Origin of the sequence: Streptomyces brevispora, assembly GCF_007829885.1 — a bacterium.
Lineage (GTDB): Bacteria > Actinomycetota > Actinomycetes > Streptomycetales > Streptomycetaceae > Streptomyces > Streptomyces brevispora.
This window is the reverse complement of the sequence record NZ_VIWW01000001.1, coordinates 4,235,291-4,260,550: the sequence shown is the minus strand read 5'-3', so window position 1 is coordinate 4,260,550 and position 25,260 is coordinate 4,235,291. Positions and strand designations below refer to the sequence as shown.

General features: G+C 71.5%; 24 protein-coding genes. 12 read left to right on the top strand and 12 right to left on the bottom strand.

The features are described 5' to 3' along the window. Positions 1 to 9 precede the first annotated feature (9 nt). A complete protein-coding gene (folP, locus tag FHX80_RS19920) occupies positions 10 to 882 on the top strand; it encodes a dihydropteroate synthase (protein WP_145765434.1) in 873 nt (290 codons plus the stop codon). 182 nt (positions 883 to 1,064) lie between these two features. On the opposite strand, the gene FHX80_RS19915 is transcribed toward folP, so the two are convergent. Further along, positions 1,065 to 1,814 (bottom strand): LOG family protein, encoded by a 750-nt coding sequence (locus FHX80_RS19915; RefSeq protein ID WP_145765433.1) that lies wholly within the window; start codon positions 1,812 to 1,814, stop codon positions 1,065 to 1,067. Positions 1,815 to 1,910: 96 nt separating this feature from the next. Next, complete coding sequence (gene dapE, locus FHX80_RS19910) at positions 1,911 to 2,990, bottom strand: succinyl-diaminopimelate desuccinylase (protein WP_145765432.1); 1,080 nt, start codon at positions 2,988 to 2,990, stop codon at positions 1,911 to 1,913. A gap of 35 nt (positions 2,991 to 3,025) precedes the next feature. Between dapE and FHX80_RS19905 the strand changes: the two genes are divergently transcribed. Together FHX80_RS19905 and FHX80_RS19900 are read left to right on the top strand one after the other, a co-directional pair. Next, the gene (locus FHX80_RS19905) at positions 3,026 to 4,006 is read left to right on the top strand and encodes a VldE C-terminal domain-containing protein (RefSeq protein ID WP_145765431.1); all 981 of its coding nucleotides are present in this window, start codon (positions 3,026 to 3,028) and stop codon (positions 4,004 to 4,006) included. A gap of 287 nt (positions 4,007 to 4,293) precedes the next feature. Beyond that, positions 4,294 to 4,704, top strand: coding sequence for an ATP-binding protein (locus FHX80_RS19900; protein ID WP_145765430.1), 411 nt, complete (start codon positions 4,294 to 4,296; stop codon positions 4,702 to 4,704). 71 nt (positions 4,705 to 4,775) lie between these two features. On the opposite strand, the gene dapC is transcribed toward FHX80_RS19900, so the two are convergent. Both dapC and fdxA read right to left on the bottom strand, forming a co-directional pair. Further along, positions 4,776 to 5,879 (bottom strand): succinyldiaminopimelate transaminase, encoded by a 1,104-nt coding sequence (gene dapC / locus FHX80_RS19895; protein ID WP_145765429.1) that lies wholly within the window; start codon positions 5,877 to 5,879, stop codon positions 4,776 to 4,778. Positions 5,880 to 5,997: 118 nt separating this feature from the next. Beyond that, entirely contained in the window at positions 5,998 to 6,318 is a 321-nt protein-coding gene (gene fdxA / locus FHX80_RS19890) for a ferredoxin (RefSeq protein WP_018956287.1), read from the bottom strand. 117 nt (positions 6,319 to 6,435) lie between these two features. Between fdxA and FHX80_RS19885 the strand changes: the two genes are divergently transcribed. Next, positions 6,436 to 7,437: a GNAT family N-acetyltransferase gene (locus FHX80_RS19885; RefSeq protein ID WP_167523580.1), complete on the top strand. Its 1,002-nt coding sequence runs from the start codon at positions 6,436 to 6,438 to the stop codon at positions 7,435 to 7,437. 4 nt (positions 7,438 to 7,441) lie between these two features. Then, positions 7,442 to 8,281 carry a transglutaminase-like and tetratricopeptide repeat-containing protein gene (locus FHX80_RS19880; RefSeq protein WP_145765428.1) on the top strand — a complete coding sequence of 280 codons (840 nt, stop codon included), beginning with the start codon at positions 7,442 to 7,444 and terminating at the stop codon, positions 8,279 to 8,281. Positions 8,282 to 8,343: 62 nt separating this feature from the next. Here FHX80_RS19880 and FHX80_RS19875 read toward each other — a convergent pair whose 3' ends face one another. Both FHX80_RS19875 and FHX80_RS34770 read right to left on the bottom strand, forming a co-directional pair. Then, positions 8,344 to 10,323: an elongation factor G gene (locus FHX80_RS19875; protein WP_145765427.1), complete on the bottom strand. Its 1,980-nt coding sequence runs from the start codon at positions 10,321 to 10,323 to the stop codon at positions 8,344 to 8,346. A 519-nt stretch (positions 10,324 to 10,842) separates the two neighbouring features. Continuing rightward, entirely contained in the window at positions 10,843 to 11,589 is a 747-nt protein-coding gene (locus tag FHX80_RS34770) for a hypothetical protein (protein WP_167523579.1), read from the bottom strand. A 313-nt stretch (positions 11,590 to 11,902) separates the two neighbouring features. On the opposite strand from FHX80_RS34770, the gene FHX80_RS19865 reads away from it, so the two are divergent. Beyond that, complete coding sequence (locus tag FHX80_RS19865; protein WP_145765426.1) at positions 11,903 to 12,640, top strand: class F sortase; 738 nt, start codon at positions 11,903 to 11,905, stop codon at positions 12,638 to 12,640. Between the two features lie 124 nt (positions 12,641 to 12,764). Continuing rightward, entirely contained in the window at positions 12,765 to 14,090 is a 1,326-nt protein-coding gene (thrS, locus tag FHX80_RS19860; protein ID WP_341874043.1) for a threonine--tRNA ligase, read from the top strand. 24 nt (positions 14,091 to 14,114) lie between these two features. Here the strand turns inward: thrS and FHX80_RS19855 are convergent, their stop codons facing one another. Next, positions 14,115 to 15,317 carry an MFS transporter gene (locus FHX80_RS19855; protein ID WP_145765424.1) on the bottom strand — a complete coding sequence of 401 codons (1,203 nt, stop codon included), beginning with the start codon at positions 15,315 to 15,317 and terminating at the stop codon, positions 14,115 to 14,117. 84 nt (positions 15,318 to 15,401) lie between these two features. Here FHX80_RS19855 and FHX80_RS19850 point away from each other — a divergent pair, with 84 nt between their 5' ends. The 3 genes from FHX80_RS19850 to FHX80_RS19840 all read left to right on the top strand — a co-directional run bounded on the left by FHX80_RS19850 (position 15,402) and on the right by FHX80_RS19840 (position 17,528). After that, complete coding sequence (locus FHX80_RS19850) at positions 15,402 to 15,983, top strand: sugar O-acetyltransferase (protein ID WP_145765423.1); 582 nt, start codon at positions 15,402 to 15,404, stop codon at positions 15,981 to 15,983. A gap of 10 nt (positions 15,984 to 15,993) precedes the next feature. After that, positions 15,994 to 16,551 (top strand): TetR/AcrR family transcriptional regulator, encoded by a 558-nt coding sequence (locus FHX80_RS19845; RefSeq protein WP_145765422.1) that lies wholly within the window; start codon positions 15,994 to 15,996, stop codon positions 16,549 to 16,551. Between the two features lie 131 nt (positions 16,552 to 16,682). Next, positions 16,683 to 17,528: a class I SAM-dependent methyltransferase gene (locus FHX80_RS19840; protein ID WP_145765421.1), complete on the top strand. Its 846-nt coding sequence runs from the start codon at positions 16,683 to 16,685 to the stop codon at positions 17,526 to 17,528. On the opposite strand, the gene FHX80_RS19835 is transcribed toward FHX80_RS19840, so the two are convergent. Then, positions 17,494 to 18,168 (bottom strand): class I SAM-dependent DNA methyltransferase, encoded by a 675-nt coding sequence (locus tag FHX80_RS19835; RefSeq protein ID WP_244318338.1) that lies wholly within the window; start codon positions 18,166 to 18,168, stop codon positions 17,494 to 17,496. The genes FHX80_RS19840 and FHX80_RS19835 overlap by 35 nt on opposite strands. A gap of 406 nt (positions 18,169 to 18,574) precedes the next feature. On the opposite strand from FHX80_RS19835, the gene FHX80_RS19830 reads away from it, so the two are divergent. Together FHX80_RS19830 and FHX80_RS19825 are read left to right on the top strand one after the other, a co-directional pair. After that, positions 18,575 to 20,374 carry a coagulation factor 5/8 type domain-containing protein gene (locus FHX80_RS19830; protein WP_145765419.1) on the top strand — a complete coding sequence of 600 codons (1,800 nt, stop codon included), beginning with the start codon at positions 18,575 to 18,577 and terminating at the stop codon, positions 20,372 to 20,374. A 263-nt stretch (positions 20,375 to 20,637) separates the two neighbouring features. Next, the gene (locus FHX80_RS19825) at positions 20,638 to 21,642 is read left to right on the top strand and encodes a L,D-transpeptidase (protein WP_145767389.1); all 1,005 of its coding nucleotides are present in this window, start codon (positions 20,638 to 20,640) and stop codon (positions 21,640 to 21,642) included. A gap of 28 nt (positions 21,643 to 21,670) precedes the next feature. Here FHX80_RS19825 and FHX80_RS19820 read toward each other — a convergent pair whose 3' ends face one another. Genes FHX80_RS19820 through FHX80_RS19805 form a run of 4 tightly spaced genes read right to left on the bottom strand, consistent with a single transcriptional unit; the run spans position 21,671 to position 25,141 of the window. Further along, positions 21,671 to 22,282 carry a response regulator transcription factor gene (locus FHX80_RS19820; protein ID WP_145765418.1) on the bottom strand — a complete coding sequence of 204 codons (612 nt, stop codon included), beginning with the start codon at positions 22,280 to 22,282 and terminating at the stop codon, positions 21,671 to 21,673. Next, the gene (locus FHX80_RS19815; protein ID WP_145765417.1) at positions 22,279 to 23,457 is read right to left on the bottom strand and encodes a sensor histidine kinase; all 1,179 of its coding nucleotides are present in this window, start codon (positions 23,455 to 23,457) and stop codon (positions 22,279 to 22,281) included. The genes FHX80_RS19820 and FHX80_RS19815 overlap by 4 nt, the downstream gene beginning before the upstream one ends. Next, positions 23,454 to 24,209, bottom strand: a complete 756-nt coding sequence (locus FHX80_RS19810) for an ABC transporter permease (protein ID WP_145765416.1) — start codon at positions 24,207 to 24,209, stop codon at positions 23,454 to 23,456. Before FHX80_RS19810 ends, FHX80_RS19815 begins: the two co-directional genes overlap by 4 nt. Then, positions 24,203 to 25,141, bottom strand: a complete 939-nt coding sequence (locus tag FHX80_RS19805; RefSeq protein ID WP_145765415.1) for an ABC transporter ATP-binding protein — start codon at positions 25,139 to 25,141, stop codon at positions 24,203 to 24,205. Before FHX80_RS19805 ends, FHX80_RS19810 begins: the two co-directional genes overlap by 7 nt. Positions 25,142 to 25,260: the final 119 nt, after the last annotated feature.

Sequence of the window (25,260 nt, the reverse complement as noted above, 5' to 3'; positions counted from 1 at the left end):
AGACACGGGATGCGAAGCGGTGCGCTCAGGCTGGGGCGGCGTGAGTTCGGTGCGCACGAGCCGGTGATCATGGCGATCGTGAACCGCACCCCGGACTCCTTCTACGACCGGGGCGCGACCTTCCGTGACGAGCCGGCGCTCTCCCGGGTCGAGCAGGCGGTGGCGGACGGTGCCGCGATCATCGACATCGGCGGGGTGAAGGCGGGACCGGGCGAAGAGGTCACCGCCGAGGAGGAGGCCCGCCGGACTGTCGGGTTCGTCGCCGAGGTGCGCCGGCGGCACCCGGACGTGGTGATCAGCGTCGACACCTGGCGGCACGATGTCGGCGAGGCCGTCTGCGAGGCGGGTGCCGACCTGCTGAACGACGCGTGGGGCGGCGTCGACCCGAAGCTGGCGGAGGTCGCCGCGCGGTACGGGGCGGGGCTGGTGTGCACGCACACGGGCGGCGCCGAGCCGCGGACCCGGCCGCACCGGGTCGGGTACGAGGACGTGATGGCCGACATCCTGCGGGTGACCGTGGGACTGGCCGAGCGGGCCGTGGAGCTGGGGGTCCGGCCGGACGGGATCATGATCGACCCCGGTCACGACTTCGGGAAGAACACCCGCCACTCGCTGGAGGCGACCCGTCGTCTCGGCGAGATGACGGAGACCGGGTGGCCGGTGCTGGTCTCCCTGTCCAACAAGGACTTCGTCGGCGAGACGCTCGACCGCCCGGTGAAGGAACGCCTGATCGGTACGTTGGCGACGACCGCGGTGTCCGCGTGGCTGGGGGCGCGGGTGTACCGGGTGCACGAGGTGGCGGAGACACGGGATGTCCTGGACATGGTGGCGTCCGTCGCCGGGCATCGGCCACCCGCCGTGGCGCGGCGCGGGCTGGCCTAGGAGAGCACTCCGGCCCAGGAGAGCGCTGAAGATCATGGCCGGGCCCCCGGCGCCCGGCACGCACATCCGCGGCCACCTCCCGGCAGGCGGTGCCCGGTCGCGGCACCGGCGGAGCGGGATCCCGGCCGCGCGCCGGTTCCCGGGCTCCGCCCGGTACCCCGCTCCTGGGACGCCGGATGCCTCTAGCGCCCGACCTCCTTGGTCACCAGGTCGACCGCCTCGTCCACGTCGTCCGTGACGTGGAACAGCAGCAGGTCCTTCGCGGACGCCTTGCCCTGCGCGACCACCGTGTCCCGCAGCCAGTCGACCAGCCCGCCCCAATACGCCGTGCCGAACAGCACGATCGGGAAGCGGGTGACCTTGCCCGTCTGGACGAGGGTGAGCGCCTCGAAGAGTTCGTCCAGCGTGCCGAGTCCGCCGGGCAGGACGACGAAGCCCTGCGCGTACTTCACGAACATCGTCTTGCGGACGAAGAAGTAGCGGAAGTTGACGCCGATGTCGACGTGCGGGTTGAGACCGGACTCGAAGGGCAGCTCGATGCCCAGACCGACCGAGACCCCCTTAGCCTCCCGCGCCCCCTTGTTCGCCGCCTCCATCGCTCCGGGTCCGCCCCCGGTGATCACCGCGAAGCCGGCCTCGACCAGCGCCTTGCCGATCCGCACACCCGCCTCGTACTCCGGCCCGTCGGCCGGTGTGCGGGCCGAGCCGAAGACGCTGATGGCGCTCGGCAGTTCGGCCAGCGCGCCGAACCCCTCGACGAACTCCGACTGGATGCGCATCACCCGCCAGGGGTCGGTGTGCACCCACTCGGAGTCACCCTCGGAGTCCAGCAGCCGCTGATCGGTGGTGCCGGGCTGTACCTGCTCCCTGCGGCGCAGCACCGGGCCGAGTCGCTGTTCCTCGGGAATCCGTTCTCCCTCGGGGTTGCCCATGACCTGCTCCCTCCGACGACGTCAGAACCGCCCTGCGGCGCCCTGTCTCAGGCCAGCGTAGATCGCCGGAGGTTAAGGGAAGGGGAATGCGGGAGGTCAGTTGGTGAGCCAGGAGCGGAGCCGCTCCTCGCAGTGGGTGATCCGCTCGACCGCCACGTGCTCGTTGCGCTTGTGCGCGAGGATCGGGTCACCGGGTCCGTAGTTCACCGCGGGGACGCCGAGCGAGCCGAAGCGCGACACGTCCGTCCAGCCGAACTTGGGCCGGGCGGTGCCGCCGACCGCGTCCATGAACGCCTTGGCCGCCGGGTGGGAGAGGCCGGGCATGGCCGCGCCCGAGTGGTCGTCGACGGTGATTTCGGCGACGCCGCAGTCGGCGAAGACCTCGTGGACGTGGGCCAGGGCCTCGTCGGGGCCCAGGTCGGGGGCGTAGCGGTAGTTGACGACGACCGTGCAGGCGTCGGGGATGACGTTGTTGGCGACGCCGCCCTCGATCCGTACGGCGTTGAGTCCCTCGTGGAACTCCAGCCCGTCGATCACCGGCTTGCGCGGCTCGTACGCGGCGAGCCTGGCGAGGATCGGGGCGGCGCCGTGGATGGCGTTGGACCCCATCCAGCTGCGTGCGGAGTGTGCCCGTTCCCCCTCCGTACGGAGGTGGACGCGCAGCGTGCCCTGGCAGCCGCCCTCGACCTCACCGTTGGAGCCCTCCAGGAGGACGGCGAAGTCGGCCGCCAGCCAGTCGGGGTGGGCGTCGGCGATGTGGCCGAGGCCGTTGAGGTGCGCGGCGACCTCTTCGTTGTCGTAGAAGACGAAGGTGAGGTCGCGGTTGGGCTCGGGCACGGTCGCCGCGATCCGCAGCTGGACGGCGACGCCGGACTTCATGTCGGAGGTCCCGCAGCCCCACAGCAGGCCGTCGGCGTCGAGCCGGGACGGCACGTTGTCGGCGATCGGCACGGTGTCGATGTGCCCGGCGAGTACGACGCGCTCGCCGCGGCCCAGGTTCGTCCTGGCGACGACGTTGTTGCCGTGCCGGTCGACGGTCAGGTGCGGAAGGGTCCGCAGCGCCGTTTCGATGGCGTCCGCGAGGTCCTTCTCCTCTCCACTGACCGAAGGGAAGTCGACGAGCCGGGCGGTGAGCGCGGGTCCGTCCAGTGTGAGGTCAAGGGTGCTTTCGGCCATGGCTACGACCCTAGTGCCTCGCGTACGGTGGCCCCGTGCCCCGGACCGATTCCTCCGCCCGCCGACACACCGGCCGCAGCCGCCGCCTGCGGGTCGCGGCCGCCTTCGCCGTGCTCGTGGCCCTGGGCGGCTACATGAGCGTTCAGTACCTGTCGGGCGGCAAGGGCTCCCAGCAGTGCACCGTGCAGTCGGCGGACGGCTCGTCCGGTGAGGGGCGCACCTACCGGCTGAGTCCGGAGCAGGCCGCGAACGCCGCGACGATCTCGGCTGTCGGCACCACGCGCGGGATGCCGGAGCGCGCGGTGACGATCGCGCTGGCGACGGCGCTCCAGGAGTCCGGGCTGCGCAATATCGAGCACGGCGACCGGGACTCCCTCGGGCTGTTCCAGCAGCGCCCCTCGCAGGGCTGGGGCACCGGGGAGCAGATCCTGGACCCGGTGTACGCGGCCGGGAAGTTCTACCAGCACCTGGCCGAGGTTCCCGGCTACTCGCGGCTGCCGCTGACGGTGGCCGCGCAGCGCGTGCAGCGCAGCGGTTTCCCGCAGGCGTACGCGAAGCACGAGCCGGATGCCGCACTGCTGGCGGCCGTACTGACCGGCCGCACGCCGGCCGCGCTGAACTGTTCGCCGTCGCGGACCACGGCCGGGACGGGTGACGCCTCGAAGGTCCGGGCCGAGCTGATCCGTTCCTTCGGCAAGGGCGTGCTGCCGGCCGCGAAGCGGGCGGACGGGCGGACCTCGACGGCGGGCGCGACGGCTCCGGGCTCGCTCTCGGTGCCGGTCCGACCGGGCGGCAAGTCCGGCGAGGACGGCGCATCCGGAGACGGTGGCGCGTCCGTGGAGGGCGGCGCTCCGCGGCACGGCTGGGAGCTCGCGCACTGGGCGGTCGCGCAGTCCGAGGCGCTGGGCATCGGCGAGGTCGCGTACGCGGGCCGGGTGTGGGACGCCGGCTCGGGCTGGCGGACGGAAAGCGAGAAATCGGGCACCACAGCGGTGCGTATGCGCTTCGTGCGTTAGTACGGCCGGTCCCCCGTACGGGGGATCCGGGTATTCCCGGAACAGCCTTGGCGCAGCGGTTCGTGCGGCATCTTCAGGAAGGCTCAATTCCCTTGCGGGCAAAGGGAAGTGACGGTTCATCCAACGGCCGGGGAATGCAATGCGCGCCCGGGTCCGCCCGTTGCGGATTATGTGACGCATTACCGACTCTTTACGTTGGTTCACCGCAACCTCCCCCGCCCCCACGACGGTTGTCATGGTGTCCGGCCCACGGACAGACAGATTCCACACCCCGTCGAAGGAGCATCATGTCCCTCCCCCTGACCCGTCGGATCGTCCGTACCGCGCTGCTGATCGCGGCGACCGCGGCCCCCGTGGTCGGTGCGGCCGGCGCCGCGGGTGCCGCGGAGCTCGCACAGGCTCCGGAGCTCGGCGGTCTCACCACCGTTGACGGCGCCGGTCTCGGCAAGACGGTCGACGGCGTGTCCAAGCCGGGCGCCGAGACCGGCGGCAAGGTCGTCGGGACCACGCTGCCGGCGGCGAGCAAGACCCTCGGCGAGACGACCGGCAAGGCCGCCCCCGTCGCCGCTCAGACCGTCGGCAAGGCCACGACCGGCGGTGCGACCGGAGCACTCGGTGGCGTCGCCAAGGGCGGCCTGCCCACCAACGGCCTGGGCGGCCTGCCCACCAACGGCCTGGGCGGCCTGCCGATCGGCTGACCCGCAGCACGGCCGCACAAACGCGCGAGGGCCTCGGGAGTGCGCACTCCCGAGGCCCTCGCGCGTCCGGCTCAGGCTCGGCCCAGCCGCTTGACCGCCGCCGCCACCCGCTCGTCCGTGGCCGTGAACGCCACGCGCACGAAGCGGTCGCCCGCCGGCCCGTAGAAGTCCCCGGGCGCCACCAGGATGCCCAGCTCCGCCAGGTACGCCACGGTGTCCCAGCACGGCTCGTCGCGGGTCGCCCACAGGTAGAGGCTCGCCTGGCTGTGCTCGATCCGGAAGCCGTGGGCCTCCAGCGCCGTCCGCAGGGCGGCGCGCCGGGCCGCGTACCGGGTGCGCTGCTCGGCCACGTGCGTGTCGTCGCCGAGCGCGGCCACGGCCGCCGCCTGGACCGGTGCGGGCGTCATCATGCCGCCGTGCTTGCGGATCAGCAGCAGCTCGCCCAGGACGGCCGCGTCGCCCGCGATGAAGGCGGCCCGGTACCCGGCGAGGTTGGAGCGCTTGGAGAGCGAGTGGACGGCGACGACGCCCTCGTACGTACCGCCGCAGACGTCCGGGTGGAGCACCGAGACGGGTTCGGCCTCCCAGCCCAGTTCCAGGTAGCACTCGTCGCTGAAGACCAGCACGTCGTGCTCGCGCGCCCAGGCGACGATCCGGGTCAGCTCGTCCTTGGCCAGGACCCGGCCGGTCGGGTTGGACGGCGAGTTGAGCCAGAGGAGCCGCAGCCCGGCCGGGTCCAGCTCGGTCGGGTCGTCGTACACGACCGGCTCGGCGCCGCAGAGCCGGGCGCCGACCTCGTACGTCGGGTAGGCGAGCCGCGGGTAGGCGACCTTGTCGCCCGCGCCGAGGCCGAGCTGGGTCGGCAGCCAGGCCACCAGTTCCTTGGATCCGACGACGGGCAGCACGTTCTCGTGCGCCACCGAGACGGCTCCGAGCCGCCGCTCCACCCAGCCGGTGAGGGCGTCGCGCAGCGCCGCGGTCCCCCACACCGTCGGATAGCCGGGGCTGTCCGACGCGGCGACGAGCGCCTGCTGGATCAGCTCGGGCACCGGGTCGACGGGCGTGCCGACGGACAGGTCCACGATGCCGTCCGGGTGGCCCTCGGCCGTCGACTTGTGGGGCGCGAGCCTGTCCCAGGGGAAGACCGGGAGGCGGGAGGAGACTGCTGCGGACACGGATCTCTGCTTTCTCGTACGGGGTTCGGGCGCATGGCACACCGGGAGCGTGGAAACGCCTCGGTCCCGCACGGTGACGAACCGTACGGGACCGGGGTGACGCACCTGCCGGACGCTGCTACTGGTTCTGCGGCGGCAGCGCTGCGATGAACGCGTGGTCGCGCTCGATCAGACCCAGCTTGGAAGCACCACCCGGCGACCCGAGGTCGTCGAAGAACTCGACGTTCGCCTTGTAGTAGTCCTTCCACTCCTCCGGGGTGTCGTCCTCGTAGAAGATCGCCTCGACCGGGCACACCGGCTCGCAGGCCCCACAGTCGACGCACTCGTCCGGGTGGATGTACAAGGACCGCTGGCCCTCATAGATACAGTCGACGGGGCACTCTTCGATGCAGGCCTTGTCCTTTACGTCGACACAAGGCTGCGCGATGACGTAGGTCACGCTGTCGTTCCTCCTCGGTAGGGCGTTGGCTCTCGCGCGGGAGCGCGGCGTCGTCGATGCCCGCACCTAGTATCTCCGTTCCCGGGCACGATCCGAACAGGAGGGGCGGACAGAGCTGTGGAATTCACTATCGGCGGACGGCTGGAGATCCGGATCACACCGGCTGACGTGGGCAAACGGGTATCGGTCCGGCGCCTGCTCCAGGACGGTCCGGACGGCCCGAAGTTCACTGACACGGTCGGCGTTCTCACATCATGGGACACCGGTGTGCTGTGCATCACACCGAAAAGCGGTGAATCCGTCCGCATCATGGAATCGTCCCTGGTGGCGGGCAAGGTCGTCCCGTCCGCGCCTCCCCGCCGCCGCGGTCCGGCGGCCTCCTTCGCCGAACTCGCCCCGGTCTGCGCGCGCGCCTGGCAGCCGGTGGAGAGCGAGCCGCTGGGCGACTGGCTGCTGCGGGCCGCCGGGGGGTTCACCCGGCGCGCCAACTCCGTACTGCCGCTCGGCGATCCGGGTGTTCCGCTCGACGCCGCGCTCGCGCGGGTCCGGCAGTGGTACGCGGACCGGGGGCTGCCCGCCCGCATCCAGACCGCGACCGGCGCCGAGGGCGCCCAGGAGGAGTTGTGCGCGGCGCTGGAGGGGCGCGGGTGGCAGCGCGAGGTGACGGCGGAGGTGCGGACCGCGGCGCTGGCCCCGATCGGTGATCTGGCGGCCGAGGTGTCCCGGGTGCGGCTGAGCCGTACGGCGGACGCGGCGTGGCTCTCCCGCTACCAGCGCTTCGACACCCCGGGCCCGGAGGTGACCGCGGTGCTGGGCAGCGGTCCCTCGGTGTGGTTCGCGACGGTGCCGGGCGATGCCGGGGACGCCGCGCCCGCCGCGATCGGGCGGTGCGTGGTGGACGGGCGGTGGGCCGGGTTCATGGCCGTCGAGGTGGCTGCCGGGCACCGGCGCAGGGGACTCGCCACCACGGTGATGACCGCGCTGGCCCGGCAGGCGATGGACGAGGGCGCGTCGGCGGCCTGGCTCCAGGTGGAGGCGGAGAACGAGGGCGCCCGCGCCCTGTACGACGGGATGGGTTTCTCGACCCACCACCGCTACCACCACTTCCGGCCGGCGTAGCCCGGTGGCTCCCGAGAGGCACGACGGGCAGGAGATCCGCCGCCGGTTCGCCGAGGAGGCGCGGGCCGAGCGGCCTGACCTGGCGCTGCTCTGCCTGCTGCTGGGTGCGGAGGCGGATCCCGCCCTGGACGCGAACGGGATCGACGCGGCGCAGATCGAGCTGGACCGGCTCGCGGGTCTGCTGCCGTACGGGTTGCGCGGCGGCCGCGCCTGGGCCTCCGCGCTGGCGGAACTGCTCGGTGAACGGTACGGCTTCGAGGGCTCGTCGGCGGACTACCAGCGGCTTGAGTCGTCGCTGCTGCACGAGGTGCTGCGGCGCCGGCGCGGGCTGCCGATCCTGCTGTCGGTGGTGTGGATCGAGGTGGCCAGGCGGGCGGGCGCCCCGGTGTACGGGGTGGCGTTGCCGGGCCATTTCGTGGTCGGTTTCGGCGATCCGCAGGAGCGGGTGCTGGCCGATCCGTTCGCCGGTGGCCGTCCGCTGACGGGCCAGGACGCGGAACTGCTGGTGGCGGGCGCGACCGGGGAGCCGCTGGAGCCGTCGATGCTGGTGCCCGCGCAGCCGCTGGAGACCGTGCTGCGGATCCTGAACAACATCCGGGCCTGGGCGGCGGCCCGGCCGGAGCGGACGGACGTGGCGCTGTGGGCGGTGGACCTGTCCCTCCTGCTGCCGTCGCACCCGGCCCGGCTGCGGTACGAACGGGCCCAGCTGCTGGTGCGCAGCGGGGAGTTCCTGCGCGGGGCGGCGGAGATGGAGGAGTACGCGGACGTGGTCGCGGACGTCGAGCCGGCGGCCGCCGAGGCGGTCCGGCGCAGCGCACGGGCGGCCCGGGCACGGCTGAACTGAGAGCGTGCCGGGGCCGTGGCGCCCCGGTCGCCGGCCGGGCCCGGGGCCGTCCCGTCGTCACGTCAATCGCCGGACGGGCCCGGCCCTCGCAGCGCCGTCCGCAGCAGGTACCCCTTCCGGTCGAGCGGGTCGCGGTCGGTGCGGGACCGCCGCGGGAGGCTTCCGATGACCGGCCGGTGGGATGCGAACGCGGATTCCAGCAGGCCTTCGCCCCGGGTCAGCGACGGAAGCCGTTGCCGTAGTTCGTGCACCCTGGCCGCGGGGATCTCGCCCTCCAGTACGCAGAGCGCGCCGTCCACGGACGGGGTGCCGGGGACGGCCGTCAGGTGGGCGAGGACCGGCAGGAGCGGGCTGAGCGCGTCCGCGGGGAGTTCCAGCCGGAAGCGGTGCATCGGCTCGTACAGCGTGGTGCCGGCCTGGTGGAGCGCGGCCATCAGGACGAGCGGGGTCAGGTTGCGGAAGTCCCCGGCCGTGCTCGACACAGATGAGTAGCCGGAGTGCGTCATGGTGACCGTGCAGTCGGTCACCTGCCATCCGTACAGGCCCTGTTCGAGTGTTTCGAGGACTGTCTCCTCGACCGCCCTCATCAGGGAGTACGGCATGGAGCCGAGCTCCACCCCGAGCCGGTGGTCCACCCCGCTGCCGATCGGGGCGGGCTCGACGCGCAGGCCGACCGTCGCCAGAAAGGGATTGTCGTCCTTGTCGATGATCTCGAATGCGGCGCCGGTGCCGGACGGGCGTTCGAGACAGATGGTCGTGGTTTCGCGGAAGGTGACGTCGATACCGAATTCCTCGGCAAGGGTCGCCTGGATGACTTCTTTCTGCACTTCGCCGTAGAGCGACACGGACACCTCCTTACGGATGTCGTCCTGGCGCAGATTGATCAGCGGGTCCTGTTCGGCGAGCTGCGCGAGTGCGAAATGCAGTTCGCCCCTGGTGGCGGGTGCTTCGGGCACCACCACGGATTCCAGTGTCGGCGGGGCGAAATGGTGCTCGGCCGCTTTCCGTGCGATACCGACCGCATCGCCGATCCGGATGTCCCCGAGCCCCTGGAGCTTCGCGATCCGCCCCGGTCCGACCGATGCGCTGCGGCTGTCCGAGCCGTCCGCGAAGACGTCGATCCCGGTCACCCTGCCCTCGCCCGCGGCGGCCGGCCCCCGTCCGAACGACAGCCGGTCGCGGGTGCGTACGGTCCCCGAGAACATCCGGACGTACGCGAGTCTCTCGCCCGCCGGACCGCGTTCGATCTTGAAGACGGCGCCGGAGACCGGCCCGTCCGCATCGCCCTGCGCCGCGGGGAGCAGCTCCTTGATGCCGCGGATCAGGGCGGCGATTCCGGCGCCGGTCACGGCCGAGCCGAAGTACACCGGGTGGACGAGTGCCCGCCCGGTCTGCGCTGCCAGCTGCTCGTGGAGCCAGGTGGGCGCGATCGTTTCCCCGCCCTCGACGTACGCGGCCAGCAGGGCGTCGTCGTGCGCGGTGAGCAGGTCCGTCAGCCGGTCGGTGAGCCGTTGGTCGTCGGCGTCGTACGACGGGCAGTGCGCGTCGCGGGTGCCCAGAGCGGTGACGGCCGGTCCCATCGCGACGGCGTTCGGCGTGAGCTTCTCCGAGATGTTCCGCAGCACCTGCCCGTACCGGGCTCCGGCGCGGTCGGTCTTGTTCACGAAGACGAGCGTCGGAATGTTCAGCCGCTGGAGCGTCCGCATCAGGACCCTGGTCTGCGCCTGCACGCCCTCCACGGCGGAGATGACCAGCACGGCGCCGTCGAGCACGCTCAGCACCCGCTCCACCTCGGCGATGAAGTCCGGGTGACCGGGGGTGTCGATCAGATTGACGGTGACGTCGTCGACGGCGAACGAAACGACCGCGGACTTGATCGTGATGCCGCGTCGTCGTTCGAGCGCGAGCGAGTCGGTCCGTGTGTTCCCGTCGTCGACCCGGCCGAGTTCTTCGATGACTCCGGCGGTATGGAGCAGCCGCTCGGTCAGGCTTGTCTTACCGGCGTCGACATGCGCCAGAATTCCGAGATTCAGCGTGTGCACAGAACTCCATGTTTTCAGTTTCGGTGTGAATTTCCGTCTGAATGAACATGTGAGATCGGCGCATGGAAATCTCCTGGTTCTGTCGGCTGGTGCGGCGAGTACACCAGCCTGTCGGCCGACGGTGCAACTCATTTACCGGGCCGCGTGGCCGGCTCCGACACCATGAAGGCCCGTCAGCGAAAAGCCGGTGCGCCAAAGCCCAAACCTCGAACCGGCGCAGCGTGCCGTCCAACGGGTGATTATCCGCTCTCAGCCACTCGATGAGCCCATGGTGTAGCTCCAATGCGGCACTCTCCGATGGCGCGCCCCGGTGTTCAGGCTGACGGTGGATCACGTAGCCACTGCGCCACTCCGAGCCGGCAGCCCGTCGCTCCTCGCAGTCGCGACGAAAGGAAACGTGTTCAGATGCGCTCTGCCCGCACGCTGTTCGCTTCGGCCGCCGTCATGGCGGTTCTCACGATCACCGCTCCCTCCGCCTACGCAATGACCATGTCCGGCGACGGGGAGCACAACAACGGCTCATCCTCCCGGAGCGAGGACCACGGGAGGTCCGACGAGGGTGGCAGGCACAATGACGACGACCGCGGCGACCGCGGCGGTGACCGCGGCGACCGCGGCGGTGACCGTGGCGACCGGGGAGACCGCGGCGGAGACCGTGGTGACCGCGGAGACCGCGGCGGAGACCGTGGCGACCGCGGTGGTGACCGGGGTGACCGGGGCGACCGTGGCGACCGCGGCGGCGACCGGGGAGACCGCGGTGACCGTGGCCGGGACAAGCCCCGTGGCGGCGTCCACGCCGGTGGCGGCGCCCTGGCCATGATCGTGGCCGACGACCGCGGCGACCGGGGTGACCGCGGCGACGACGGTGACCGCGGCGACCGTGGCGGAGACCGCGGCGACCGGGGTGACCGCGGCGGAGACCGTGGCGACCGCGGTGGTGACCGGGGTGACCGGGGCGACCGTGGCGACCGCGGCGGCGACCGGGGAGACCGCGGTGACCGTGGCCGGGACAAGCCCCGTGGCGGCGTCCACGCCGGTGGCGGCGCCCTGGCCATGATCGTGGCCGACGACCGCGGCGACGGCGGTCGTGACGGCGGTCGTGACAACGGTGGTCGCAACGAGGGTGGCGGCGACCGCGGTGACCGCGGCGGCGACCGGGGCGACCGGGGCGACCGTGGCGGCGACCGCGGTGACCGTGGCGACCGTGGCGGAGACCGTGGCGACCGCGGCGACGAGGGCCGCGACAAGCCCCGTGGCGGCGTCCACGCCGGTGGTGGCGCGATGGCGATGACCGGCGGCGGGCTGGCGGCCGGTTCGGTGCTGCTGCTCGGTGGCGTCGGCGTCGGCGCGTACAAGCTGCGTCGCCGTCAGGCGACGGGCGGTGCGATGGCCTGACCCATCCTCACCTGACCCGCCCGTACTGCCGGCCGGTCGCTTGGCTGTCGCGGCCGTCGTCCCTCCGGACGGCGGCCGCGGCGCCTTCGTTTCCCCTTCACCGCACCCGCCCCGCCCCTCCCCCGCATCGCTCCCCCTCGCGTTCACGCCACCGCTGTCCCGCGCAGACGAAAGGCTCGTTCCCATGGCCGCCCCGCAGTCGCCCGGTTCACCCTCCTCCCGGACTGCCACCGACACCATCACGCTCGGCCGCGCCCTGCTCTGGCCCGCCGCAGCGGCCGGGCTCGGCATGCTCCTCATCTACAACTCCTTCAGCGCCCCGGTCGACGACAAGGCACCCGCCCCACCGGCGGCCGCCGCACCCGCGGCCCCGGTACCGGCGCAGGCACCGGTCCCCGCACCTGCCCCCGCTCCGGGATCCGCCGTCCCAAAGACACCGGCCCCGGGACCGTCGCTGCCCCGTTCCGTGCCGACGCGCCTGCGGATCCCGGCCCTCGCGGTGGACGCCCCGTTCACCGCCTTGGCGATCGGCGAGTCGGGCAAGCTCGACCCCCCTCCCGCGAACGACCAGAACCTGGTCGGCTGGTTCAAGGACGGTGTGACGCCCGGCGAGCGCGGGGCCTCGATCGTGGCGGGCCACGTGGACACCACGATCGGGCCGGCGGTCTTCCTGCAACTGCGGTTCCTGCAGCCGGGGGCCTCGGTCGACATCACGCGCACGGACGGCACGGTCGCCACGTTCAAGGTCGACACCGTCGAGACGTTCAGCAAGGCGAAGTTCCCGGACAAGCGGGTCTACTCCGACACCCCGGACGCCCAGTTGCGCCTGATCACCTGTGGTGGCGACTACAACAAGACGGCCAAGGACTACGAGGACAACGTGGTCGTGTTCGCCCACCTCGACTCGTCCAAGAAGGGCTGACCGCCGTGCTCCCACGCCTGGCGGACGAAATTCCCCTCGCGGGCCGCCGGGGGCCCCTGTTAGCGTCCCCCGCATGAAGCGCGCCGCTATGACGACGACGCCGGAGAGTGTCCCGGCGCGCTGACTGCTGAACAGTCCGAAGCCCCGGGGCGAGTGCCCCGGGGCTTCTGCTTGCGGTGACTCGCCCCTCGTACGCGAGGAGACCGCCATGCACGACCACCGCAAGCTCGGCCGCGAACTGGAGCTGTTCGACACCGACCCGCTGATCGGCGCGGGGCTTCCGTACTGGCTGCCCGACGGCGCGGCTCTGCGGCACACCCTGGAGGAGTACGTCCGCACCGCCGAGCGGCAGGCGGGCTACCGGCACGTGTACTCGCCGGTGCTCGGCAAGCGGGAGCTGTACGAGATCTCGGGGCACTGGTCGCACTACAGCGACGACATGTTCCCGCCGATGGACCTGGGCGGCGAGCAGGTCGTGCTGCGGCCGAGCCTGTGCCCGCACCACGCGGTGATCTACCGCTCCCGCTCGCACAGTTATCGCGAACTGCCGCTGCGGATGGCCGAGCTGGGCGGCATGTACCGCTCCGAGCTCTCCGGGGTGCTCGGCGGGCTGACCCGGGTCCGGGCCATCCAGCTGAACGACGCGCACATCTTCTGCACCCTGGACCAGGTCGCCGACGAGGCCAGGGGCGCGCTCGACATGATCCGCCGGGCGTACGAAGCACTCGGCATCCGCCCGGCCCGTCTGCGGCTCTCCCTGCCGGGGCCCGGCGGGAAGTACGTCGCCGCGCCGGAGATGTGGCAGCGCTCCACCGCGCTGCTGACCGAGGTCCTGGACGCGTCCGGGCTGCCGTACGAGTCCGCCGAGGGCGAGGCCGCGTTCTACGGTCCGAAGATCGACATCCAGGTCGCCGATCCGGCGGGCCGCGAGTCGACCCTGTCCACCGTCCAGGTCGACTTCCACCAGCCCGAGAGGTTCGATCTGCACTACATCGGCGCGGACGGGGCGAAACACCGGCCGGTCATGGTGCACCGCAGCATCATCGGCAGTGTGGAGCGGGCCGTCGCCCACCTCGTCGAGCAGCACGGCGGCGCCTTCCCGGGCTGGCTCTCCCCCACCCAGGTCGTGATCCTCCCGGTCTCGGACGCCGAACTGCCGGACGCCGAGGATCTCGCCCGCCGCTGCACCGCACTCGGGCTGCGCGCCGAGGTCAGCGGCCGGGAGCGCGGCAGCCTGGGCGCCCGCATCCGGGAGTCCCGCCTCGTCCCGTACCAGGCGGTGCTCGGCGCCGCGGAGGCCGCCGGGGACCGCGTCGCACTCCGCCTGCGCGACGGCCGCCGGATCGACCCGCAGCCGGCCGGGGAGGCACTCGCCCGGATCGGCGCGCTGGTCGCGGCGCACAGCACCGCGCTGTGGGACGAGGGGGACGGCCACCGGCCGGCGCAGTGACCGACGCCGCGGGGCAGCGCCCTCCTAGGTGGTGACCGGGGCCGGCTCCGTACCCGCTCGGCGGTCGGAACCGAGCGCCCCGGCCAGCGTGGAGGCGACGATCAGCAGGGCGAGGACGACGGTCATGGTGAGACGGAGTCCGATGTGGTCGGCGAGGAAGCCCAGTGCGGGCGGGCCGACGAGGAAGGCGACGTACCCCGCGGTGGCGACCGCGCCGACCCGCGCCGCCGCGTCGTGCGGGTGGTCGCCCGCCGCGGAGAGCGTGACCGGGAAGCCGAGCGAGGCGCCGAGTCCCCACAGCACCGTGGCGGCGCCCGCCACCAGGGGGCTGGGCGAGACGATGATCAGCACCAGCCCCACGGCGGCGGTGACGGCGCTGACCCGGACGACGGCAACGCGGCCGAAGCGCTCCAGGAGGGGGCCGCCGGCGAACCGGCCGAGCGTCATCGACGAGGCGAAGGCCAGGAAGGTCAGCGATCCCGCGGTGGCGCTCACGTGGTAGCCGTCCACCATGAGCAGCGGCAGCCAGTCGTTGGCGGCGCCCTCCGCGAAGGCCATGGCCAGGACGATCACCGCGATGAGGATCAGCCGCCGGTCCTGCCACACCCGCAGCTGGCCCCGCCAACCACCCTGCCCGGAGGCACCGGCCGGCTCCCTCCCGGTGCCGTGCGGGATCGAGAGGACGGCCCGGACCGCGGCGGCGGCTATGAGCACCGCGACGGCCGACAGGTGCCAGCCGACAGGGAACGCGGCCGCGGTCAGCCCCATGCCCAGCAGCGCCCCGACGACGGTGCCGAGACTGAAGCAGCCGTGCAGTACCGGCAGGACGGGCCGGCCGATGACGCTCTCGATGGCCGCGCCCTCGATGTTGAACGCGACCTCGGCCAGTCCCATCCCGGCGCCGAACAGGGCCAGTCCGCCGAACACCCCGCCCGCCTGCGACAGGCTCGTGCCCGCCGCGACGACCAGCAGCCCGGCGACGATCAGCGACGCGCCGACGCTGATCGTCGCCCGGCCCCCGTAACGGCGTACGAGCTGGCCGGAGGCGGTGACTCCGGCCATCGAACCGGTGGACAGCCCGAACAGCACGAGGCCCATCGAGCCGGTGGACACGTCGAGCCCGTCCCGGACGGCCGGGGTGCGGGCCACCCAGGACGCCATGCCGGTGCCGGCGGCCAGCATGAAGAGGAACAGGGCGGTGCGCCAGCGGCGCGTAGCGGCATCCATGACAGCGGGGCCTCAGCAGACGGATCGAAGAACGGGAGCAGCGGGAGCGTACGATCGTACGCCCTTGAGTGTACGATCGTACGCATGACGGACCACTTCGCGGGGGATCCCCGTACCAACCATGAGCGGATGCTCGCCGGAGACCTCTACATCTCCGACGACCCGGACATCGCAAAGGCCCAGCAGCGGGCCGTGCGCCTCGCCGCCCGGTACCTCGCGGCGTATGCCGAGGACGCCGACGCGGCGCAGCCCGTCGTCGCGGAACTCCTCGGCGGGCTCGGCGCGGGCGCCCACATCCGGCCGCCGCTGCACGTCGACTACGGCACGTACATCACGGTCGGCGAGGACACGTTCATCAACTACAACCTCACCGCGCTGGACGTGGCCCCCATCACCATCGGCCGCGACTGCCAGATCGGGCCGAACGTACAGTTGCTCACCCCCACCCACCCGGTGGAGCCGGAGCCGCGCCGGGACAAGCTGGAGGCGGCCAAGCCAATCACGATCGGCGACAATGTCTGGCTCGGCGGCGGAGCGATCGTGCTCGCCGGAGTGACCATCGGGGACAACAGCGTCATCGGCGCCGGAGCCGTCGTGACGAAGGACGTCCCCGCCAACGTGGTCGCCGTGGGCAATCCGGCCCGGGTGATCCGCTCGATTCAGTAAAGGAAGCACCGTGGCGACCGGAAGGAACGACCCCGAGCGGCGGGAGCGCATCATCGCCGCCGCGCTCGACCTGATCGCGGCGGAGGGGGTCGCCGGGACGTCGCACCGCAAGGTCGCCGCACGGGCCGGGGTGCCGCTCGGTTCGATGACGTATCACTTCGCCGGCATGGACGAGCTGCTGAGGGAGGCGTTCATCCGCTTCTCCAGCAGTATCGTCGCCGTCTTCGAGGAGCGTCTCGGCGCCGCGACCACACCCGACGAGGCCCGGACGGCGGTCGCCGACCTGGTCCACCACCTGTCCGGCGGGAACCAGCGCGAACTGGTCCTCACCCACGAGCTCTACACGCTCGCGGCCCGCAAACCCGCCTACCGCGAGCTGACCCGGGAGTGGATGCGCAGGAGTCGCGTCGCGCTCGAATGGCACTTCGACCCGGCGACGGCCCGACAGCTCGACGCACTGATCGAGGGACTCTCCATCCACCGCGCCCTTGAGACCGAACCGCACGACCGCGCCCTGACGGTCGAGGCGATCGCCCGCATCACGAAGGGCGGAAGCGGGAGTTCCTGACCGCGCCCCGAGACCCCTGGCCGGCACCCCACCTGACCAAGGTGCCGGCCAGGTCATTTTCGCGCAGCCACCCGCACCGCCCCAGCGCCCTGAGGGTCGGTGTTCCGGTTGTACGCGGACGGAGGGGCCGGATGCCCGAGGGATGGCAGTGGGACAGCACGCTGTTCCGGGGAAGCGCGGCCCACTACACGCGCGGAAGGCTCCCGTACGCGCCGGGCTTCGCCGGCGTGCTCGCCGATGCCCTCGGCCTCGACGGCCGGGGCCGGCTGCTCGACGTCGGCTGCGGGCCGGGCACGGTGACGCTCGGCCTCGCGCGGTACGTGGCCGAGGCGGTCGGCCTCGACCCCGACGAGGACATGCTCACCGAGGCCCGGCGCCGCGCCGCACTCCGCGGAGTGCGCAACGTGCGCTGGGTGACCGGCCGGGCCGAGGACCTGCCGGCCGGTCTCGGTGTGTTCCGGGCCCTGGTGTTCGCCCAGTCGTTCCACTGGACGGAGCGCGCCCGCGTCGCGGCCACCGTGCCGCACATGCTGGAACCTGGCGGCGCGTTCGTCCACGTGAACGAACTCAAGGACCCACCCCCGGACCCGACGCCCCTCCCGCTGCCGTCTCCCCCGTACGAGCGGATCGCGGACTTGGTGCGACGCCGCCTCGGCCCGGTACGCCGCGCGGGGCGCGGGACCCTCGTGGCCGGCACGCCCGACCGGGAGGACCTGGTGCTGGAACGCGCCGGGTTCGGGAGCTGCGAACGGCACGTCGTGCCCGCCGGGGAGGTGCTCGTGCGCGAGGCCGACGACATCGTGGCGTGGGTGTTCTCCCGGTCCGACTCGGCGCCTCACCTCTTCGGCGACGGGCTCCCCGAATTCGAGCGCGAGGTGCGGGAGGTCCTGCGGGAGGCCGCGCCCGACCGGCGCTTCGCGGAACGCCCTCCGGCGACCGAGATCAGGATCTGGCGGAATCCGCGGGGGAAGCGCTGACGGTGGCGGGCCGCCGGCCGGTCAGGCACGCCCACGGCCACTTCTTCCCCTCGCCCAGCATCCGCGCACCGGCGGTGAATCCGGCCCGGACCAGCAGCTCGCCGACCCGGTCGGGCGACAGCAGATGGATGTCGTAGGACGTCCCGTCGTCGCGCTCCGGCCCCGTGTACGGCTGGTCCTCCCCCGCGTGGAACCCCAGCAGCAGCCGGCCGCCGGGGGCCAGCACCCGGTGGAACTCGGCGAACAGCACCGGCAGCAGGGCGGGCGGCGTGTGGAGGATCGACCACCAGGCGACGACTCCCCCGAGCTCGGCGTCCGGGAGGTCGAGCGCGCTCATCGAACCGACCTCGAACCGCAGGCCGGGATGGGTGCGGCGGGCGATGTCCACCATCCGCGGCGACAGGTCCACACCGGACGCGGAGAGGCCGAGGGCGTCCAGGTGCGCGGTCACATGCCCCGGTCCGCAGCCGAGATCGGCGACCGGCAGCCCGCCGTCGGCCCGCACCTCCTCCGCGAACCCGCCGAGCATCGCACGCCCCCACACGTCCTGTGCGAAGGCGCCCCTCACGCGCTCGGCATAGTCCTCGGCCACGGTGTCGTAGTAGGCCCGGGTCGCTCTCAGCGGGAGAAGGTTCGTCACACCGCTCGACCCTAAGCCCGCACGACCCCGACCCGACCGCACCTGGCTTCGACCGCCACGCTCCTGACGGACCGCGACCGCGAAATGCTCCGAACCCGCCTTCCGTGAAGGCAAGTTATCCGGCCGCGCCGCCTTCAAGCCCTCCACGCGAGTGGTGGCGGCCGCGCCGACGCACATCAACTCCTAAAGCCAACCGCACCCGGAACTGAGCGCAGAACGGGTCAATTGCCTTTCTGCTGACGTTAATTGTTGCGCCGATGCCTGTCAGCGGAGGCTTCCGCTGCACACCTCTTGACGTTTCCCGCTCTGCGACGAAACCATCAACTCCCGTCAGAGAGCGCTCTCAGAGCGCTCTCCGGGGAAGCTCGTCGTGTCACCCCAACCACGACTCAGGAGACGTACGTCTATGCATGTTCCCCCCACGGAAACCTTCATGGAAACCCCCACCGCGCCGCGTCGCAGGCGCCGTACCCGGACGTTCGGGTTCGCCGCGTTCGCCGTTTCGCTCCTCATGGCCGTCCCCACGGCGCAGAACGCCTTCGGCGCGCACGCGCAGGCCATCGAGGGCGGCGGCGATCTCGGTCCGAACGTCATGGTCTTCGATCCGTCGATGCCTGACATCCAGGCCAAGGTCGACGAGGTGTTCAAGCAGCAGGAGTCGGCGCAGTTCGGCACCCGCCGCTACGCGCTGATGTTCAAGCCGGGCACGTACAACAACATCAACGCGCAGATCGGCTTCTACACCTCGATCGCGGGTCTCGGTCTCAAGCCGGACGACACCACGTTCAACGGTGATGTGACCGTCGACGCGGGCTGGTTCAACGGGAACGCCACCCAGAACTTCTGGCGCTCGGCGGAGAACCTGGCGCTCAACCCGGTGAACGGCACGGACCGTTGGGCCGTCTCCCAGGCCGCCCCGTTCCGCCGGATGCACGTCAAGGGCGGGCTGAACCTGGCCCCCGACGGCTACGGCTGGGCGAGCGGCGGGTACATCGCCGACAGCAAGATCGACGGTCAGGTCGCGCCGTACTCGCAGCAGCAGTGGTACACCCGCGACAGCTCGATCGGCAGCTGGGGCAACGGCGTCTGGAACATGACGTTCTCCGGCGTCGAGGGCGCACCCGCCCAGAGCTTCCCTGAGCCGCCCTACACCACCCTCGACAACACCCCGGTCTCCCGCGAGAAGCCGTTCCTGTACCTGGACGGCAACGACTACAAGGTGTTCGTCCCCGCCAAGCGCACCAACGCACGCGGTGTCTCGTGGGGCAACGGCACGCCGCAAGGCGAGTCGATACCGCTGGACCAGTTCTACGTGGTCAAGCCCGGCGCGACCGCCGAGACGATCAACGCGGCGGTGCAGCAGGGTCTGCACCTGCTGTTCACGCCCGGTGTCTACCACGTGAACCAGACGATCGACATCGACCGCGCCAACACGGTCGTGCTGGGCCTGGGTCTCGCCACGATCATCCCGGACAACGGGGTCACGGCCATCAAGGTCGGTGACGTGGACGGCGTGAAGCTCGCCGGCCTCCTCGTCGACGCCGGTTCCACCAACTCCGAGTCGCTGATCGAGGTCGGCCCGGAGGGCGCGTCCGCGAGCCACGCGGACAACCCGACGTCACTGCAGGACGTGTTCGTGCGGGTCGGCGGCGCGGGTGCGGGCAAGGCCACCACCGGCATGGTGATCAACAGCAACGACACGATCATCGACCACACCTGGCTGTGGCGCGCCGACCACGGCGAGGGCGTCGGCTGGGAGACCAACCGGTCCGACTACGGCCTCCAGGTCAACGGTGACAACGTGCTGGCGACCGGGCTGTTCGTCGAGCACTTCAACAAGTACGACGTCCGCTGGTCCGGCGAGAACGGCAAGACGATCTTCTTCCAGAACGAGAAGGCGTACGACGCCCCGAACCAGGCGGCCGTCCAGAACGGTGACACCAAGGGGTACGCGGCCTACAAGGTCGACGACTCCGTGACCACCCACGAGGGCTGGGGCCTGGGCAGCTACTGCTACTTCAACGTGGACCCGACCATCCGCCAGGACCACGGCTTCGCAGCACCGGTGAAGCCCGGAGTGAAGTTCCACGACCTGCTCGTCGTCTCTCTCGGCGGCCAGGGCCAGTACGAACACGTCATCAACACCACCGGATCACCCACGTCGGGGACGACCACCGTCCCGTCGAACGTGGTGTCCTTCCCGTAGGAAGACGCGTGGTGCGGGCCGGGTCGCCAACGGGTGGACCCGGCCCCGTCCAGGAAGCGCGGTGTGCCCCGTCGACGCATGACGGAGCACACCGCTGTCGGGGCTTCCTCTCCACCGCGCACAGGAACACCGGACACGGCACACGGCACACGGCACACCGCGAACTTGGCACGCGCTTTACGCACCGTCCGCAACCGCACCGGTCGGCTCCATGTCTCTACACATGTTGAATCCTTGAAGTAGTGACGCGAGTGGAGCAGGACATGCGGCGGGGCAAGGGCGTTATAGGGATCGCGTTGCTGGTGAGCGCGGTACTCGCGGGGACCAGCGCTTGCGGCGGACACGGGTCGGCCTCGGCCGACTCCACGAACGGGGGCGCCAAGGGCGGCTCCTCCGGCCGGGCATCCGCGAGCGCGCACCCCTCGCCGTCACACACGCGCCCCTCGGGTCCGCCGATGCTGCTGGAGACGATCACACCGCTGGACAAGGCGACGGTCGGCGTCGCCATGCCGGTCTCCGTGGTCTTCACCAACCCGGTGGCCACCGCGGCCCGCGCGAACATCGAGAAGCACCTCAAGGTCTCCGCCTCGGTCCCCACCACCGGTGCCTGGCACTGGATGGGCGACAAGCGGGTCGACTGGCGTCCGCAGAACTACTGGAAGTCCGGCACCAAGGTGCGGATCAACGCCGATCTGAAGGACGTCCCCAACGGCAGCGGCCGCTACGGCACGCACGGCTACACCCACTCCTTCACCATCGGGGACGACGTCCGCGCCGACGCCTCGGTCACCGGTCACACCATGAAGGTCACCCGTAACGGCGCCCCGGTCCGGACGCTCTCCATCAACGCGGGCAGCGCCGAATACCCCACCTGGAACGGCACGATGGCGGTGATCGACAAGCAGGAGAAGGTCCACATGACGTCCTGCAGCGTCGGCATCAGCTGCGACAAGGGCAATGCGAACTACTACGACCTGACCCTGCCCTGGGACGTCCACCTCACCCAGTCGGGCACCTACGTCCACTTCTCCACCGGCGACACCAACCCGGGCAGCGGCAGCGCCCGCGGCTCGCACGGCTGCGTCCACCTCTCGCTCTCCGACGCGAAGTGGTTCTACGGCCAGGTCAAGCAGGGCGACCCCGTCACCGTCACCGGTTCCCCGCGTGCCAAGGCACCCGCCGACAACGGCTACGCCTCCTTCAACCTGTCCTGGTCGCAGTGGCTGGACGGAAGCGCGAGCGGCGAGCAGACCACGGCCACCCTCTGAGCCGTACGGTCGCCGGCCCGCGCCCCGGCTACAGCCACCCCTTCTCCCGCGCCATCCGCACCGCCTCCGCCCTGTTGCGCGCCGCCATCTTCTGGATCGCCATCGAGAGGTAGTTGCGGACCGTGCCCCGGGACAGGTGCAGCACCTCGGCGATCTCCGCGTTGGTCGAGCCGTCCGCCGCCGTGCGCAGCACCTCGCGCTCCCGGTCGGTCAGCGGGCTGGCCCCGTCGGCGAGGGCGGCGGCCGCGAGGGCGGGGTCGATGACGCGTTCGCCGGTGAGCACCTTGCGTACCACCTGGGCGAGTTGGGACGCCGGGGCGTCCTTCACCAGGAACGCGTCCGCGCCCGACTCCATCGCACGGCGGAGGTAGCCGGGGCGGCCGAAGGTGGTGACGACGACGATCTTGACGTCCGGGAGTTCGCGGTGCAGCTCGGCCGCCGCGTCGATGCCCGTCATGCCGGGCATCTCGATGTCCAGGAGGGCCACGTCGACTTCGTGTTCCCGGGCCGCGGCCAGCACCTCGTCACCGCGGGCGACCTGTGCGACCACCTCGATGTCGGGTTCCAGGCCGAGCAGCGCCGCCAGGGCCTCGCGCACCATGGACTGGTCCTCGGCGAGGAGGAGTCTGATCATGCTCATTCCTGGGATCCTAGGCCGGATTCGAGCGGCACGCCGAGGGCTGTGGTGAAGCCCTTCCCGGAACGGGAGTCGGTGGCCCGGGTCGTCAGCGTCCCGTCGACCGTGGCGAGGCGTTCGGCGATGCCGGTGAGGCCGTTGCCCGGCTTCGTACCGGAGGCGCCGCGGCCGTCGTCGGCGACGGTGAGTTCGAGGATGCGGCCGTCGAGGGTCTGGCGCGGGGCGAGGGTCACGGTGCAGTGCCGGGCGCCGCTGTGGCGTACGACATTGGTGACGGCCTCCCGCAGCGCCCAGGCGAGCACTTCCTCGGTCTTCTCGGGGACGCCGTCGGGGGCCTCGGCCGGGACGTCGGCGAGGATGCCCGCGGCGGCGAGCGCGGTGCGGGCACCGGCCAGTTCGCCGGGGAGGGTCGGGCGGCGGTAGCCGGTGACGGCGCTGCGTACGTCCACCAGGGCCTGCCGGCTGACCTGTTCGATGTCGGCGACCTGCGCGGCCGCCTGCTCGGGGTGGTCGGGGAGCATCCGCCCGGCCAGTTCGCTCTTGAGGGTGATCAGGGAGAGGGAGTGGCCGAGCAGGTCGTGCAGATCCCGGGCCAGCCGCAGCCGCTCCTCGTTGGCCGCGAGCTGGGCGACGGTGGCGCGGGCCTCGCGGAGCTCGATCGTGGTGCGGATCATCTGCCGGACGCCGGTCATCGCGAACCCGCCGAGCAGCGCGGGGAAGACCAGCGCGGTGATGACCTCGCGCGGGTGCTCCTGAGCGGTGCCGATGGCGACCAGCAGGGCGGTGACCGCGGGGATCAGCCAGCGGGAGGTCGTCAGCGGCAGGGTGGCCCCGACGGAGACGGAGACGTACACGAACAGGACCAGCCAGGAAACGCCCATCGTCAGGGCCAGTGCGGTGGCCAGGACCCCGAGGAAGGCGAGCGCGGAGCGGACCCGGAGCGGGTCGAGGGCCTTCGACGTGTACTGGAAGACCAGGACCAGATAACTGCCCCCGAAGACCAGCAGACCGAGTGTGCCCAGGACGGTCGCCCACCGGGTGTGGCCGCCGTCGGCGAGGTCCTTGACCGGCGCGCTCATGAAGGCGAGCCAGATGCCGATCCACAGCAGCTTCATCCGGAACTGCTTGGCGTTCGTCGGCCGGCTCCCCAGGTCCGCCGGGATCTCGTCCTCGTTCACGCCTTCAAGGTGTCCTTCCGGTAGAGATGGGCCGCGCCCCCCGCGAAGAGCAGGAAGTACACGCACAGGATCGCGACATCCCTGCCGTGCGGCGCGCCGCCCATCTCGACGGCCTGGCCGAGTGCAGCGTACGCGTGCGTGGGCAGCCATTCGGAGATGTTCTGGATCCACTGCGGGAAGGTCGAGGTCGGCATCCACAGGCCGCCGAGGATCGACAGCCCAAAGTAGACGATCATGGTGATCGGGCGGACCGCGTCACCGCTGGCGAGATAGCCGATGGCGACGCCGAGGGCGGCGAAGACCAGCGAACCGGCCCAGATGAGGCCGGTCAGGGCCAGCCACTGCCAGAGGTCGAACCGTACGTGCTTGGCGGACGCGGCGACGATGAAGACGACCACGATGCACGGCAGGGTGACCATCGCGGCGCCGGCGATCTTGGCCAGGACGTAGCCGTGGCCGGGCAGCGCGGTCAGCCGGAGCTGGCGGACCCAGCCCTTCTCGCGCTCCTTGGCGATGCGCTCGCTGTTGCCCATCAGGACGGCGGTCAGCGCGCCGAAGGAGGCCATCGAGACCATGAAGAAGGACTGCAGGGTCAGATCGGTGTGCGGCACCTTGTCGGTCGTGTTCTGGGTGCTGGAGATCAGCACGTAGAGCACCGACGGGTAGATGACCGAGAAGAACATGAACTTCTTGTTCCGCAGGGTGCGGGTCACTTCGAGCCTGATGAGTGCCCACGAGAAGAGGTTCAGCATGCGGTCCTGGCCTCCTCGGCCTCGGTAATGGCGACGAAGGCCTGTTCGAGTCCGAGTCCCGTGACTTCGAGCTCACGCGGGTAGAGGCCCAGGCCGTAGAGGGCGTGCACGGTCGCGTCGGCGTCGTGCGACTGGATACGGACCCGGTGGCCGGTGACGTCGAGCGTGGAGAGGAACGGCAGTGCGCGCAGGGCCTCTTCGTCGACCGGTCCTTCCAGTTCGAAGGAGATCCGGCGGGCGCCGGCCCTGGCCTTGATCTCGGCCGCGGTGCCGTCGGCGAGCATCCGGCCCTTGTGCAGGACCAGGACGCGGTCGGCGATGGCGTCGGCCTCTTCGAGGTAATGGGTGGCGAACAGGATGGTGCGGCCCTGGTCGGCCTGCTCGCGCATGGTGGCCCAGAAGGCCTTTCGGGCGGTGACGTCCATCCCGGTGGTCGGCTCGTCGAGCACGATCAGGTCGTTGGCCCCGGCGGTGGCGAGCGCGAACCGGACGCGCTGCTCCTGGCCGCCGGAGAGCTTGTTGACCATGCGGCCGGCGATCGACGCGATACCGGCCCGCGACAGCACCTCGATCACCGGGTAGGGCTTGGGGTGCAGGCCGCAGACGAGCCGGACCAGTTCCTCGACCGTGACGTCCTCCATCAGGCCGCCGGTCTGCAGCATCGCGCCGACGCGGCCGGCCGCGATGGCCGCCTGCGGGGTCGTGCCGAAGAGCCGGACGGTCCCGGAGTCGGCGGTGCGCAGGCCGAGGAGGAGGTCGAGGGCGGAGGACTTGCCGGCGCCGTTGGGCCCGAGGAGCGCCACGGTCTCGCCGGGGCGCAGGTCGAGGGTGAGCCCGTCCACGGCGCGTACAACGCCGTAGGCCTTGCTGACCTGGTCGAAGCTGACCACGGCTGCTTTGGCCGCGGTGACTTCGGGGGCTGTCGTTGTCATGCGTCCAGCGTGGCGGAACGGGGCGCGCGCCCGGCAGGGTCACGGGTCGTGAATCCGGGATGACAGATGTCATGTCGTACGGGACATGGCACCGCCCCCGGCCGGGGGTCCGGCCGGGG

What these genes read in the sequence shown, in the direction of transcription:
- folP (WP_145765434.1), top strand. Translation starts at nt 10, where the DNA reads ATGCGAAGCGGTGCGCTCAGGCTGGGGCGGCGTGAGTTCGGTGCGCAC.
- FHX80_RS19915 (WP_145765433.1), bottom strand. Translation starts at nt 1,814, where the DNA reads ATGGGCAACCCCGAGGGAGAACGGATTCCCGAGGAACAGCGACTCGGC.
- dapE (WP_145765432.1), bottom strand. Translation starts at nt 2,990, where the DNA reads ATGGCCGAAAGCACCCTTGACCTCACACTGGACGGACCCGCGCTCACC.
- FHX80_RS19900 (WP_145765430.1), top strand. Translation starts at nt 4,294, where the DNA reads ATGTCCCTCCCCCTGACCCGTCGGATCGTCCGTACCGCGCTGCTGATC.
- FHX80_RS19865 (WP_145765426.1), top strand. Translation starts at nt 11,903, where the DNA reads ATGGCCGCCCCGCAGTCGCCCGGTTCACCCTCCTCCCGGACTGCCACC.
- FHX80_RS19855 (WP_145765424.1), bottom strand. Translation starts at nt 15,317, where the DNA reads ATGGATGCCGCTACGCGCCGCTGGCGCACCGCCCTGTTCCTCTTCATG.
- FHX80_RS19850 (WP_145765423.1), top strand. Translation starts at nt 15,402, where the DNA reads ATGACGGACCACTTCGCGGGGGATCCCCGTACCAACCATGAGCGGATG.
- FHX80_RS19840 (WP_145765421.1), top strand. Translation starts at nt 16,683, where the DNA reads ATGCCCGAGGGATGGCAGTGGGACAGCACGCTGTTCCGGGGAAGCGCG.
- FHX80_RS19830 (WP_145765419.1), top strand. Translation starts at nt 18,575, where the DNA reads ATGCATGTTCCCCCCACGGAAACCTTCATGGAAACCCCCACCGCGCCG.
- FHX80_RS19825 (WP_145767389.1), top strand. Translation starts at nt 20,638, where the DNA reads ATGCGGCGGGGCAAGGGCGTTATAGGGATCGCGTTGCTGGTGAGCGCG.
- FHX80_RS19820 (WP_145765418.1), bottom strand. Translation starts at nt 22,282, where the DNA reads ATGAGCATGATCAGACTCCTCCTCGCCGAGGACCAGTCCATGGTGCGC.
- FHX80_RS19810 (WP_145765416.1), bottom strand. Translation starts at nt 24,209, where the DNA reads ATGCTGAACCTCTTCTCGTGGGCACTCATCAGGCTCGAAGTGACCCGC.
- FHX80_RS19805 (WP_145765415.1), bottom strand. Translation starts at nt 25,141, where the DNA reads ATGACAACGACAGCCCCCGAAGTCACCGCGGCCAAAGCAGCCGTGGTC.